The sequence below is a fragment of the Streptomyces sp. NPDC005070 genome (assembly GCF_053600395.1).
The window spans coordinates 1-13415 of record NZ_JBSFZS010000004.1; the positions used below are offsets into that span (position 1 = coordinate 1).

A 13415-nucleotide genomic window follows, 5' to 3' on the forward strand; every position below is an offset into this window, starting at 1 on the left:
CTAGGCCGTGTCCGCAAAGTCGCGCCTGCCCGGCGACGCCTGGCACGCACTCTCGCCGCACCGGGCGAAGACCCAAGTACGTCCAGTACGAGGGCCTGCGCCCGGCACGCCGAGAGCACGCACCAGACGCCGCCGGGCCCGCCCTCCGGGCGGACGCCGCGACTTTGCGGACACGACCTAGCCCGTACGGCTTTCGTTCGCCCGGTCGGCGGCACCGCGGGCTCCCGCGCGGGTTCGCCGGACGAGTGCACCTTGACCGCCACGGGACGTGCCGCGAAGGATCTCTCGCATGACCTTCAAGGGTGTGCTCTTCGATTTCTCCGGGACCCTCTTCCGCGTCGAGGACACGGAATCGTGGCTGCGCGCGGTGCTCGCGGAGAGCGGTCACACGCTCACGGAACCGGAGTTGGCCGAAAAGGCGCGCGCCTTGGAGGCGGTGGGCGCGCTCGCGGGCGGAGCCCGTCCGACGCTCCCGGTGCCGGATCGCCTCCGCGCCCTGTGGGAGGCGCGCGACCGCGGTGCCGAGCAGCACCGGGCGGCGTACACCGGCCTCTCCCGGCAGGTGTCACTGCCCGATCCGGGTCTGCACGACGCTCTCTACGACCGCCAGATGCGACCCTCCGCCTGGAGGCCCTATCCCGACGCGGCCGAGGTGCTCGGCGCGCTCCGCGAGCGGGGTCTGGGCGTCGGGGTGGTCAGCAACATCGGCTGGGACCTGCGGCCGGTCTTCCGCGAACACGGGCTCGACCCGCATGTCGGGACGTACGTCCTGTCGTACGAGCACGGTGTCCAGAAACCGGATCCGCGGCTCTTCGCGACCGCCTGCGCCGAACTCGGCATCACCCCGGGGGACACCCTGATGGTCGGCGACGACCGCACGGCGGACGGCGGCGCGGCCGCCCTGGGATGCGCGGTGCTCTTCGTCGACCATCTGCCGACGGCGGACCGCCCTGACGGACTGCGGCCGGTACTCGGCCTGCTGGACACGAACTGACGCACCGGAAACAGCCGTTCACCGTCGCTGGAACACCCGTTCAGGAATCCCGATACGAAGACGACGATTTTCGGCCTCGGGCAGGCCGACACCGTCAAGTTCTGGCCAACAAGGGCCAAACACCTCGTAATTCGAGAGCCACGGCTACGTTGGCGCCTCCGCCACACAGTCCCGAGGTCCGCAATGAAGACAGCGTTCTGGATTCTCCTCGCCGGCTTCCTCACCTGCGTCACCGGTGCCGCGCTCGTCAACACGGCGCGCAGCGACGACAGGGAGAGCCTCGTCGGCAACGCACTGCTGAGCCTGTCGGTCGGCTGGTACATGGTCACCAACTGGCGACGCGCCTACCTCGCCGCACACCGGCGCCCGCCCCATGGCGAGATGCCCGAGATGCGGAACGGCGGTTCGGGGCGCGAGGACGGCAGCCGCCTGGACGGCACTCCCCCGACGCCCGCTGCCGCGCGTCCGACCTGAGGCGATCCCCCGCGTCGCCCCAGGTCGGCGGCAGCCCGGAACCGCCCCGCGAAGGGCCTCGATCCGGACGCGTTGAGTATAGTTGGCTGGCAGCCAGTCAACGCAGGAGTTACAGCATGTCCCCGCGAAGCGCCTCGGTCAATGAAGAGTTGCGGCGGCGTTCCCGGGAGCGCTTGCTGCAAGCCGCGGTCGAGCTCGTCAGCGAGCGTGGTTACGAGGCCACGACGCTCGGGGACATCGCCGATCGCGCGGGCTCGGCGCGCGGGCTCGTCTCGTACTACTTCCCCGGCAAACGCCAGCTCCTGCAGTCCGCGGTGCACCGGCTGATGCACCGCACGCTGGAGGAAGCCCTCGAACGCGAGCCTCGCAGCGAGGACGGCCGGGAGCGGATGGCGCGGGCCATCGACGCGATCCTGGGCCTCACCCAGGACCAGCCGGTGCTGATGCGGCAGCACATGGCCGGGCTGCTCCAGGCCGAGGGGTTCGTGCGGTGCCCCGAACAGGTGCGGCTCTCCGAGCTGCTCGGGGACACCGTGGCACGGTACGGATCGCAGCAGGTCTCGGCCGACTACCCGATGCTGCGCGCCCTGCTCATGGGCGCCGTCTACTCGGCGCTGGTGCCGGGCGTGCCGATGAGGATCCCGGTGCTGCGGGCCGAACTCTTCAAGCGCTACCGGCTGGACTGGGAGATGGGGGCGCCGCCGGACGCCGAGGCGTCGAACGGCCCCCGCACGACGGATCTCTCCCGCTTCTTCGCGACCGATCCAGAGCCAGAGCCCGGGCCAGAGGCCGCGGACGGTCAGTCCGAGTAGCGAGCTTTCCGGGGAGGTCGAGCGCGTGGCGCCGACCTTTCCGGAGGCCAGGACCGCGCGCGGGAGCACGAGCGGGCGGGCCCGGCCCCGGTCAGCGGCGCGCGTGACGAGGTGTCAGGAAACCCGCGTCCCGGGCCCCCGCGATCAGTCTCAGGGACTTGCGGCGGCTGTGACCGGTGGCGTCCATGACCGCGAGCACCGGATCCACTCCCTCTTCCTGCGCCGCCCGGTACTCCTCCGCCACCAGCAGACGGCCCTCGGCGCCGCGCGGCCAGGCGGGCCGGGCGCGCCGCGCCTGGCTCTCCCGGTCCTGATCCTGGTCGTGGCCGGCACCGAGACGACTGCCGCACGCCTCGGACAGGGGTTCCTCGATCCACTCGGCGACCGCCGCCAGGTCGTCCAGCGAGAGGGGCGGCTCGGCCCGTACGTCCTCGATCGACAGGGCCGTCGCCGAGAGCACGGCGAGCAGATCGACTCTGGCACCGTCGGTGAAGGCCAGCCGGACGTTGAACCAGGACGTGACGCCCGACGCGGACTCCCGTACTTCCCAGGCGGGCCACACGGACACGTCGCCGTCCGCGCGGCAGCGTTCCGACAGATTAAGAAACGATGCGTCTAGCACATACGGAACGTAACCGCATCATCACATTCCCTACGAACGGACACGCGCGTGATCGGCACGCACCGCACCCTGTCAGCGGAGCACCCGGTGGTGCGATCCTGGGAGCACCAGCGATTTCCTGTCAGCGATCTTCCTGATCCCTCGGGTGAGGAGTTCCGCCGTGCTGCGTGTCGCCGTCGTCGGTTCGGGACCCAGCGGGGTCTACAGCGCACAGGGTCTGATCCAGCGGAGCGGGCCTCCAGACGTCCGCGTCGACGTCCTGGACCGGCTGCCCTGCCCGTACGGCCTGGTGCGCTACGGCGTGGCACCCGACCACGAGAAGATCAAGTCGCTCCAGAACAATCTGCGGACCGTCCTCGAGGACGAGCGGGTGCGGTTCCTCGGCGGCGTCGAGGTGGGCCCCGGCGGAGTGCCGGTGGCGCGGCTGCGGGAGCTGTACCACGCGGTCGTGTACTGCGTGGGCGCCGCCACCGACCGGCGTCTCGGCGTGCCCGGCGAGGATCTGCCAGGTAGCTGGTCGGCGACCGAGTTCGTCTCCTGGTACAGCGCGCATCCCGACTCCGTGGCCGACGGCTTCGTGGCCGGGGCGCGCTCGGCCGTCGTCATCGGGGTCGGGAACGTCGCCGTCGACGTGACCCGGATCCTGGCCCGCACCGCGCCCGAGCTGAGCCCCACGGACATTCCGCAGGCGGCGCTCGGCGCGCTGGCCGCCAGCGAGGTCACCGCGATCAGCATGGTCGGGCGGCGCGGGCCCTCGCAGGCCCGCTTCACGACGAAGGAACTGCGCGAGCTGGGTGGCCTCCCGGAGGCCGACATCAGTGTGGACGAGGCGGAGTTGGCGCTCGATCCGGCCTACCTCGACCCGTCGGGGCTGCCCGCCGCCCAGCGGCGCAACGTGGAGGTCCTGAGGGGCTGGGCGGCGGCCGCGCCGCTCGGCCGGCCGCGGCTGATCCGCCCGCGCTTCTTCCTGCGGCCCGTCGAACTCCTCGCCGACGGCGGCCGGGTGGGCGCGGTGCGGTTCGAGCGGACGGTTCCGGACGGGTCGGGCGGGGTGACGGGGACGGGCCGATTCGAGGAGATCGAGGCCCAGTTGGTGCTGCGCTCGGTGGGCTATCGCGGGGTGCCGCTGGACGGGATGCCGTTCGACACCGGCCGCGGCACGGTGCCGCAGCGGGCGGGACGGGTCCTGCGGGACGGCGCGGTATCACCGGGCGAGTATGTGGCGGGCTGGATCAAGCGGGGCCCGACCGGAGTCATCGGGACCAATCGCCCGTGCGCGAAGGAGACGGTGGCCTCCCTGCTGGAGGACGCCCCCGCTCTCGTACGGCGGGAGGCGGCCGATGATCCCCTCGCGGCACTGCGGGCCGAGGGCATACGGCCGGTCGAATGGGCCGGATGGCAGGCGATCGAGCGGGCCGAGGCGGAGCTGGGAGCCAGGCTGGGCCGCGAGGTCGTCAAGCTGCCCGACTGGGACGCGCTCCGGACGGCGGCACGGACGGCCGGGTAACGGGCGGCCGCGCGGACTGCCGGCTCCCGGCGACCTGCGGAGGGTGGGGCCCGGCGCCCCTCGCCGGTCCGGCCCCGGCAGCCGCGGGGACAGACGGCATCGATGACCCACGGAGGACGGGATCCGGCGCCCCCCGGCCGGGCCCCGACGGCCGCCGGACAGACGGCTTTGACGGCCCCCGGAGGGTGAGTCCCGGCGACCGCCTCGACCCGACCGACGATCATGCGGATGCCGTGTTCCCTGCTGCCTACGGGGGCCCCGCAGGCCGCGGGGACGGCCGGCCTCCTGCGGTCCTGTGTGTTCTCCGGCGTCAGGGGCTTGTGAGGATGACGAGTTGCTGGGTCGCCCGGGTCATCGCGACATAGCGGTCGACCGTGCCTTCCACGCCCTCACCGAAGTTCTCCGGGTCGATGAGGACGACCAGGTCGAATTCGAGGCCCTTCGACAACTCCGGTGTCAGCGAACGGATCCGGGAGGTCGCCCGGAACGCGGGATCGCCGATGACGCAGGCGATTCCCTCGGCGTGCCCGCGCAGCCAGGTGTCGAGCACCGACTCCAGATCCGCGACCGAACCGTGGACGACGGGAACGCCGGAACCGCGGACGGAGGTCGGCACGTTGGCGTCCGGCAGCGCGGTCCGGATGACGGACTCGGCCTCCGCCATGACTTCTCGCGGCGTCCTGTAGTTGATGGTCAGCGAGGCCACGTCGATCCGGTCGAATCCGACCCGCCCGAGCCGTTCCTCCCAGGACTCGGCGAAACCGTGCCTGGCCTGCGCGCGGTCCCCGACGACGGTGAAGCTCCGGGACGGGCAGCGCCGCAGCAGCATCTGCCATTCCGCGTCGGTCAGTTCCTGCGCCTCGTCGACGACGATGTGCGCGAACGGCCCCGCGAGCAGGTCCGGTCGGTCGGCGGGCAGTCCGCTCTCGTCGATCAGGGTGTCCTGCAGGTCCCGGCCGCGCAGCATCGTCACCGCGCCCTCGCCGTCGTCGTCGGCCGCGAGCACGTTGTCGATGACGCCGGCCATGCGCTCGCGTTCGGCGGCCACGGACGCCTCGTGGCGGCGCCTTCGCAGAGAGGTCTCCGGGTCGCCGAGCCGCTGCCGCGCCGCGTCCAGGACGGGCAGGTCGGACACAGTCCACGCCTGCGCGTCCGGGCGCTGCAGTCCCCGGACCTCCTCGGGTCCGAGCCAGGGCGCGCACAGCCGCAGGTAGGCAGGCACGGACCACAGGTCGCCCACGACGTCCGCCGCGTCGAGCAGCGGCCACGCGCGGTCGAGGGTCCCGACGAGCTCCTGATCGTGCAGCAGCGCCCTGCGCAGCAGTTCGGTCGGGACGTCGTCGTCGTGCTTGTCCGCCAGGATCGCGAGCAGCGCCTCCCAGATCTGGTCGCGTGCCTCGTTGTGCGGAGTGCCCGGTTCCGCCGCCTCGAAGGCTTCGGCCCAGTCGTCGGCGGTCAGCGGGACGTCGGCCCACGGGGTCGTGACCGTCATGCCCTGGGCAGGCGGCTCCTCGTAGAACCTGACGGCCGTCTCGATCGCCCGCACCATGGCCGCGGAGGACTTCAGGCGGGCCACGCCCGGGTCGCGCTCGGCCGTCGCTCCGGCTCCCTCGGCGACGAGGTCGCGCACGGTGCAGGTCTGCACCCCCTCCTCTCCGAGGCTGGGCAGGACGTCGGCGACGTAGGCCAGATAGGGCTGGTGCGGACCGACGAACAGCACGCCGCCGCGCCGGTGGCCGAGCCGGGGGTCGGAGTAGAGAAGGTAGGCGGAACGGTGCAGCGCGACGACCGTCTTGCCGGTGCCGGGACCGCCGTCGACGACGAGGGCACCGCGGGATCCCGCGCGGATGACGGCGTCCTGGTCGGCCTGGATGGTGGCGAGCACGTCCCTCATCCGCGCCGAACGGCTGCCGCCCAGGCCGGCGATGAAGGCGGACTGGTCGTCGAGGGCCGCGCGCCCCTCCAGCCCCTCGGCGGTGAACACCTCGTCCCAGTAGTCGCTGATCCGGCCGTCGATCCAGCGATATCTGCGTCGGCTCGCCAGCCCCATCGGCTGGGCGTGGGTCGCGGCGAAGAACGGCTCGGCGGCGGGAGAACGCCAGTCGGTCAGCAGCCGGCGGCCCTCGCTGTCGGTGAGGCCGAGACGCCCGATGTAGACGGGTCCGGAGCCGTCCGCCGCGACGATGTGCCCGAGGCACAGGTCGAGTCCGAAGCGGCGCAACGTACGGAGCCGACCCGTCAGCCGGTGGATCTCCAGGTCTCGCTCCATCGCCTCGCGGCCGAGGCCGCCGGGCGCCCTGCGTTCGGCGTCGAGGCGGTCGGACAGTTCGGCGATCGCGCGTTCGAGGCTCTCCGCGACGGCCGCGAAGTGCCTCTCGTCCGCGGCGATCAGCGCCGGGTCCGCCTTGGCGGAGAGCCGGCCGGGAAGGCGGAACGCGCTGGTGGTCAGAGGGCTCATGTCAACTTTCCGCAGTTCCTGGCTTCGGCCAGTGATTCTGCGGGACGAGGGGGGCCTTGCCGCAAGCCCCCCGGTGCGCTATAAGTTGAGAGTGGCAAGGGATGGATTTCCCCCTTGCCCTTTCTTTTTGCCCGGAACCCGGAAGTCCCGGAAGCTGCTCCGTGAGACACCGGAAGCGGCGCCGCGAGGGCCTCGGAAGCGGGCTCCGCGAGGCGTCACGGCGCCGGGCGGGCGGCCTGCCGGTTGGCGGCCTCCAGAACGCGGTCGAGGAGTCCGGGGAAGAGGGCGTCGAGGTCGTCCGCACGCAGGCCGTTGAGTTTCGCCGTGCCGCGGTAGACCTGGCGGACGACCCCGCTCTCGCGGAGCACCCGGAAGTGGTGCGTCGTCGTGGACTTGGTGACCGGCAGGACGAAGTCCGAACAGGAGAGTTCACGCCCCTCGGCGGCGAGCTCGCGGACGATCTGGAGCCGCATCGGGTCGGACAGCGCGTGCAGCACCGACTCCAGCCGGATCTCCTCACGCGCGGGGTGCGGCAGATCACGGCCACTGGCGGCGGTGGCGGCGGGCGTCACGGCGGCTCCACTTCGTCCGGGGACCTCGGTCTTCGCCCCCTCACCTTCGGCATCGTCCGACGGGCTTCACCCGACTCCGCCATTGTACGAGACCCGTCGTAGTTTGACGTTCGCCGTACTACGAGGCTTATCGTACGAGGCATACACCGGACCCGCCACGAATGGAGTCGGTCGTGAGCGCTCTCTTCGAGCCCTGCGTCCTGCGCGAAGTCACCATCCCCAACCGGGTGTGGATGCCCCCGATGTGCCAGTACTCGGCCGCGCCCGACGGCCCCTCGGCAGGAGCTCCGCACGACTGGCACTTCGCCCACTACGCGGCCCGCGCCACGGGAGGGACGGGACTGGTCATCGTCGAGGCGACCGCCGTCTCGCCCGAGGGCCGGATCTCCCCGTACGACCTGGGCATCTGGAACGACACCCAGGTCGAGGCCTTCCGCCGCATCACGCGGTTCCTCTCCGCCCAGGGCACGGTGCCGGCCGTGCAGCTCGGCCACGGCGGGCGCAAGTCCTCGACCGACCGTCCCTGGAAGGGCGGCGCCCCCGTCGGTCCGGACGCGCACGGCTGGCAGCCGGTCGCCCCGAGCGCGCTCGCGTTCGACCAGAGGCACCCGGTTCCCGACGAGCTGACGGTCGGCGGAATCCGCGAGATCGTGGGCCGGTTCGCCGACGCGGCTCGCCGCGCCCTGGCCGCCGGCTTCGAGATCGTCGAGATCCACGGAGCCCACGGTTACCTCATCAACGAGTTCCTCTCCCCCCACTCCAACCACCGCACCGACGCGTACGGCGGCTCGTACGAGAACCGCACCCGGTTCGCCCTCGAAGTCCTCGACGCCGTACGGGAGGTCTGGCCGCAGGACAAGCCGCTCTTCTTCCGCGTCTCCGCGACCGACTGGCTGGAGGACGCGGGCTGGAGCGCCGACGACACCGTCCGCTTCGCCGGCGAACTGCACGAACACGGCGTGGACCTGCTCGACGTCTCCACGGGCGGGAACGCCTCCGCCGTACGCATTCCCGTCGGACCCGGCTATCAAGTCCCTTTCGCCGCACGGGTGAAGAGGGAGACCTCGATGGCCGTCGCCGCCGTCGGTCTCATCACCGAGGCGGAGCAGGCCGAGAAGATCGTCGCCAACGGCGAGGCCGACGCGGTGCTGCTGGGAAGGGAGCTGCTGCGCAACCCGTCCTTCGCCCGGCTCGCGGCACGCGAACTCGGGGCCGAGGTCCATGTCCCCGATCAGTACCACCGGTCCGTGTAGACGTCCGGCCGCCGAGGCCGCGAAGTGGCTCCCGGCGCAGGGTGGTCGACGCACTGTCGCACCACCCGGTGCCGGGAGCCGGACCGTGCCTCGCCCCGTTCAGGCGGCGGTCGACGCGGCCCTCTCGACGGCCATCGCCCTGATCGTCGCCACGGTCTCCGTCCCGGTCGTCACCTCGGCCTCCGCTTCGGCCAGCAGCGCGATCAGGGTCGCGCGGGCGCGTGCCACGCGGGAGCGGACGGTTCCGACGGGGCAGCCGCTGACGAGCGCGGCCTCCGCGTAGGGCAGACCCATCATCTGGGTCAGAACGAACGCCTCGCGCCGTTCGTCCGGGAGCACAGCCAGGAGTTCCAGCAGGGCGACGCCGTCGTCGAAGCCGGGCAGACCGAGCGGCTGCTCGCGTTCCACCGCGGTCTGCCAGTCCGCGCACCCGGTCGACCGTGGCCGGGCGGCGGCGTACCGCAGGCTGTCGATCACCGCGCGGCGGGCGATGGACAGCAGCCAGGTCCGCGCCGAGGAGCGCCCCTCGAATCGGTGCAGGCTGCCCAACGCCCGCAGGAACGTGTCCTGGGCGAGGTCTTCGGCGGCCTGCGGATCGGCGGACAGATGGGCGACGTAGCGCACGACATCGCGGTGCAGCGCGCGGACGAAGCGCTCGACGGCGGCCGGATCGCCGGCGCGGGCGGCCAGCGCCCAGGCGGTCGCCGATTCGTCGGCCGACACCGCTCGGCCGTCTTCGTTCCGCCGCTCGCGTCCACGGCGGGGAACAGGCAGGGCAGGAGTGATCACCAGGTGTCCTTCTCGGGTCATCCGTGATCCGGACCGGCGCGAGGGCCATGGGTCCGGTGGTGGGGTGCGGCCGTACACAGGAGGTACGACCGATGCCCGAAGCGCCCAGGTGGCGTTTCGGGGAGCGGGCTGTCTCAGGCGACAGCGGTCCCCACGGGCGGACCCCGGGAAGTGATCGCGTGAACGAGAAGGAGGAGGCGCGGGGCTCGGTCCGATGAACGTCGGCGCACCCGGAGCGTCGGCCGGTACGGCGGCACCGGAGGAGCGAGCAACAGCCGCAGGGGCGCGGCCAGTCGGCCGGCCACGGCCCGCAGGACGCGGAACACGGCACGCTCGCCGTGCGCGAGCCAGAGGCCGCACAACAGTGCCGCGAGCAGGTGAGCGGCGACCATACCGATCGATGAGGGCGAGCCCGCTTCGGCTCCCCAGGGAAGCACGTGCGCCATGGTCCCGGAACCCATGGAGCCCCCACCCATGGACCCCGTCCCCACGGCGTCCAAGCCCATGGCGTCCATGCCCATGGACCCGCCGCCCATGGAATCCATCGAGTTCATGTTCATCGAGTCCATGGCGCCCATCGCCATGGCGTCCATGCCGTCCATGGCACCGCCGGCGGACCGACCCGGTCCGGCGTCCGCGGCGGCGGTGAGGGACTGCGCGACCGAGAACGCGCTGTGGAGCACGCCCTGGGCGAGCACCACGACGGAGACGATCAGGGGAAGCCCGCGCTCACGACCGGCCAGCGACCAACCCGCTCCGGCCATGCCCGCTCCCGAGCCGGCCAGCGCCCACCAGGTCACCGGAGAGCCGGACATCATGACGTGGCCGAGGGCTGCGAGCACCACACAGACGGCCGCGAACATCACGGCCCGCAGCATGCGTGTGCACCACCCGGCAGTCATGACCGCCTCATCCTCGCATCCGGGGTCCGGACGTCATGAAGGGGTACGGAAATCCGCGGGCGCCGAACGGGCGGCGCACCCGTGATCCGGATCACGCGGTCCGGACGCCCCGGTCCCGCATGACGGCCGCCGTCCGGGGTAGCCGCCGCAACACCGTGGAAGCACGGCCAGGACAGAGAGACCCTACGTACTGTAGGGTCCCGGCGGTGAACGACGTACGGCAGGGGGAGCCCGTGAACGAACGTGACACCGGGCGTGTGGCACGCGGACCCGCGTCCGTGCTGGCACTGCTCGTGCCGAGCCTCGGGATCGCCGCGCTGGGCGTGTACCACCTGTGCGGGTTCGACCTGCACGCCCTGCACGGACGCCCGCACCTCGCCGACGGACTGACCATGGCCGGAGTGATCACGGCCCTGGTGGCGGCGGGCGCCGCCCTCGGTGACCTTCTGTGGTGGGCGACCACACGCACGGCGCGCGACCGGGGTGCGACGCCCCAGCGCTGAGGACCGCGCCCCCGACCCCGCCGCCACCGACGCGAGGAATCCGCGATCCGCGAGGGGCACGGCCGCTCGAGACACCCGGCTCGGCCGTCACCACGACCGAGCCGCGGCCGGCGATGCGCTTCCACGTCCACGGCCGGACCGGCCCGCCGACAACGGCGCCCCGGCCCCTGCCGGACAGGCGCAACGCGACTCCTGCCGGACCGGCGGGGGGACTCTGCCGGACAAGCGCGGGGGACTCCTGCCGGACCGGCGCGGCGAGACTCCTGCCGGGCAGGCACGACGCGGACCGCTCCGCGCATTCTCAACTCCTCCTTACCTCTTCACTCCGCCTCTGGCTGGCCATAACCTCACCCTTCCCTACAAGATGTAGTGTTCCGGCCTCTGTCCCCACCGGTTCTCCCGCCCTCTCCCCAAGGTGATGCTCCACGGTGTCCGTACAACAGTCAGCGCTGATCCCGGAACAGCGGCACACGAGCCCGCGCGGCGCGGCCCCCTCCGGACGAGCAGGCGACGGAATCCGGCCACGAGCCGCCGCGTTCACGGTCTGGTATCTGCGGCTCCTCGCCGTCCTCAACATCGTCGCCGTGTCCTCGCTGCCTTTCCGCGAAGAGGTGCACGAGCACAACGCAGGCGAGTTCTTCACCCCCTATCTGGCCACGGCCGGGCTGATCTCGGCGGCGCTGGCCTTGTTCCTCGCACTCGTGATGCGGCGCCGCAAACGGGCCGCCTGGATCTTCAACCTGCTGCTCGCCGGGCCGCTCCTGGTGCTCTACAGCGTGGCCCTGACCCAGGACCGCTACCAACGGCACGTCTTCAACTGGATCTCGCTCCTGCTCACCGCGCTCTTCGTCCTCGCCCTCCTGCTGGGGCGCAAGGAGTTCCACGCCGTCGGAGACCGCTCGAATCCCCGTCTCGCGCTGGCCGTCGGCGCGGGCGGCCTGCTCGTGAGCGCCACCCTCGGCACCCTGCTCGTCAGCGCCACCAACCGCGTGCCGGGAACACCGCTGAGCGACCGGATCGCGTACACCCTGCTGCGCGGAATCAGTGTCGGCCCGCTCGCCGACCGGTTCGACAGCGTCGTCGCGCCCCGCTGGGTCGACATCCTGGTCAACGTGCTGGTGGCCGCCACCTTCCTGCTGGTGCTCTACGCGTGCTTCCGTTCGCCGCGCGGTCTCGAACTCCTCGGCGAGGACGACGAGGTCCGGCTGCGAGCCCTGCTGGCCCGGCACGGGGAACGGGACTCGCTCGGCTATTTCGCGCTGCGCCGCGACAAGGCGGTCATCTGGTCCCCCAGCGGCAAGGCGGCGATCGCGTACGGCGTGCGCGGCGGTGTGACCCTCGCGTCCGGCGACCCCATCGGCGACCCGGAGGCCTGGCCCGGCGCGATCGAGGCGTGGCTGCGGGAGGCGCGGCGGCACGCGTGGACGCCCGCGGTGATGGGGGCCGGCGAGGAGGCCGGGACCGTGTACGCCCGGCACGGCCTGGACGCCCTGGAGCTCGGCGACGAAGCCATCGTGGACCGGTCCGACTTCACCCTGGAGGGACGCGCCATGCGGGGCGTCCGGCAGGCGCACAAGCGCGTCCGGCGCGCCGGCTACACGGTCCGCGTCCGACGGCACGAGGACATCCCCGAGGCCGAGATGGCCGCTTTGACCGACAAGGCGGACCAATGGCGCGACGGGGCGACCGAACGCGGCTTCTCCATGGCGCTCGGGCGGCTGGGAGACCCCGCCGACGGACGGTGCGTGATGCTGGAGTGCCACGACAGCGAGGGCGAACCCCGGGCCGTGCTGAGCTTCGTGCCGTGGGGTGAACGGGGGCTGTCCCTGGACCTGATGCGCCGCGACCGGAACTCCGAGAACGGTCTCATGGAGTTCATGGTGATCGAACTGCTGCTGCGCGCGGAGGAGTTCGGTGTCGAGCGGATCTCCCTGAACTTCGCGATGTTCCGGTCCGTCTTCGAACGCGGCACCCGGCTGGGCGCGGGACCCGTACTGCGGCTGTGGTGTTCGGTGCTGACGTTCCTCTCGCGCTGGTGGCAGCTCGAATCCCTCTACCGGGCCAACGCCAAGTACCGGCCGGTCTGGGAGCCTCGATACCTCCTCTTCGAGAAGAGCGCCGACCTTCCCCGTATCGGTATCGCGGCGGCCCGCGCGGAGGGTTTCCTGGCCCCGCCGGCCCTGCCCCGGTTCGCCTCCCGGCGCCCGGCCCACCCGGACCGGCGCTCGCCCGAACCGCCCCCGGCGGCACCCGCGGCGACCTCGGCCGGGTCCGGAAGTCCCAGGTCGTCCACGCCGGGCGACCAGGGCCTGCCGGACAGGCCGTAGAGCCGCGCAGCGGACGGCGGCCTCGATCCGTCGACACGCGGCCGGGCACCCGTGAGGTGCCCGGCCGTGCCGTCTCCAGGTGCCCCTCTCCCCCGGCCGGGGGTTCCCCGACGGCGGTGGCAGCCCCGGCCGACCGTCGGAAAGCGGCCGTTCGCTCCGTAGTTGGCTGGACCGACGCCATCGACGGGACGGTTCCCGAGCG

Annotated in this window: 12 protein-coding genes; 7 read left to right on the forward strand and 5 right to left on the reverse strand. The window is 72.2% G+C overall.

All coding sequences use genetic code 11. The features are described from left to right. Positions 1 to 289: 289 nt before the first annotated feature. The 3 genes from ACWEBX_RS02310 to ACWEBX_RS02320 all read left to right on the forward strand — a co-directional run bounded on the left by ACWEBX_RS02310 (position 290) and on the right by ACWEBX_RS02320 (position 2280). The gene (locus tag ACWEBX_RS02310) at positions 290 to 994 is read left to right on the forward strand and encodes an HAD family hydrolase (protein ID WP_451883011.1); all 705 of its coding nucleotides are present in this window, start codon (positions 290 to 292) and stop codon (positions 992 to 994) included. A 183-nt stretch (positions 995 to 1177) separates the two neighbouring features. After that, positions 1178 to 1468 carry a hypothetical protein gene (locus ACWEBX_RS02315; protein ID WP_451883012.1) on the forward strand — a complete coding sequence of 97 codons (291 nt, stop codon included), beginning with the start codon at positions 1178 to 1180 and terminating at the stop codon, positions 1466 to 1468. A gap of 116 nt (positions 1469 to 1584) precedes the next feature. Further along, positions 1585 to 2280, forward strand: a complete 696-nt coding sequence (locus tag ACWEBX_RS02320; protein WP_451883013.1) for a TetR/AcrR family transcriptional regulator — start codon at positions 1585 to 1587, stop codon at positions 2278 to 2280. Between the two features lie 91 nt (positions 2281 to 2371). Here ACWEBX_RS02320 and ACWEBX_RS02325 read toward each other — a convergent pair whose 3' ends face one another. Next, on the reverse strand, positions 2372 to 2848 hold the full coding sequence (locus tag ACWEBX_RS02325; RefSeq protein ID WP_451883014.1) for a DUF6214 family protein: 477 nt from the start codon (positions 2846 to 2848) through the stop codon (positions 2372 to 2374). 214 nt (positions 2849 to 3062) lie between these two features. On the opposite strand from ACWEBX_RS02325, the gene ACWEBX_RS02330 reads away from it, so the two are divergent. Continuing rightward, positions 3063 to 4409 (forward strand): FAD-dependent oxidoreductase, encoded by a 1347-nt coding sequence (locus tag ACWEBX_RS02330; RefSeq protein ID WP_451883015.1) that lies wholly within the window; start codon positions 3063 to 3065, stop codon positions 4407 to 4409. A gap of 310 nt (positions 4410 to 4719) precedes the next feature. On the opposite strand, the gene helR is transcribed toward ACWEBX_RS02330, so the two are convergent. Both helR and ACWEBX_RS02340 read right to left on the reverse strand, forming a co-directional pair. Continuing rightward, positions 4720 to 6867: an RNA polymerase recycling motor ATPase HelR gene (helR, locus tag ACWEBX_RS02335; protein WP_451883016.1), complete on the reverse strand. Its 2148-nt coding sequence runs from the start codon at positions 6865 to 6867 to the stop codon at positions 4720 to 4722. Between the two features lie 215 nt (positions 6868 to 7082). Next, positions 7083 to 7439, reverse strand: a complete 357-nt coding sequence (locus ACWEBX_RS02340) for an ArsR/SmtB family transcription factor (protein ID WP_451883017.1) — start codon at positions 7437 to 7439, stop codon at positions 7083 to 7085. Positions 7440 to 7612: 173 nt separating this feature from the next. Between ACWEBX_RS02340 and ACWEBX_RS02345 the strand changes: the two genes are divergently transcribed. Next, a complete protein-coding gene (locus ACWEBX_RS02345) occupies positions 7613 to 8692 on the forward strand; it encodes an NADH:flavin oxidoreductase/NADH oxidase (protein ID WP_451883018.1) in 1080 nt (359 codons plus the stop codon). A 99-nt stretch (positions 8693 to 8791) separates the two neighbouring features. On the opposite strand, the gene ACWEBX_RS02350 is transcribed toward ACWEBX_RS02345, so the two are convergent. Next, positions 8792 to 9481 (reverse strand): sigma-70 family RNA polymerase sigma factor, encoded by a 690-nt coding sequence (locus ACWEBX_RS02350; protein ID WP_451883019.1) that lies wholly within the window; start codon positions 9479 to 9481, stop codon positions 8792 to 8794. A 134-nt stretch (positions 9482 to 9615) separates the two neighbouring features. Beyond that, positions 9616 to 10383, reverse strand: a complete 768-nt coding sequence (locus ACWEBX_RS02355; RefSeq protein WP_451883020.1) for a hypothetical protein — start codon at positions 10381 to 10383, stop codon at positions 9616 to 9618. Positions 10384 to 10616: 233 nt separating this feature from the next. On the opposite strand from ACWEBX_RS02355, the gene ACWEBX_RS02360 reads away from it, so the two are divergent. Then, entirely contained in the window at positions 10617 to 10886 is a 270-nt protein-coding gene (locus ACWEBX_RS02360) for a hypothetical protein (protein WP_451883021.1), read from the forward strand. A gap of 428 nt (positions 10887 to 11314) precedes the next feature. Further along, positions 11315 to 13213, forward strand: a complete 1899-nt coding sequence (locus tag ACWEBX_RS02365; protein ID WP_451883022.1) for a phosphatidylglycerol lysyltransferase domain-containing protein — start codon at positions 11315 to 11317, stop codon at positions 13211 to 13213. Positions 13214 to 13415: the final 202 nt, after the last annotated feature.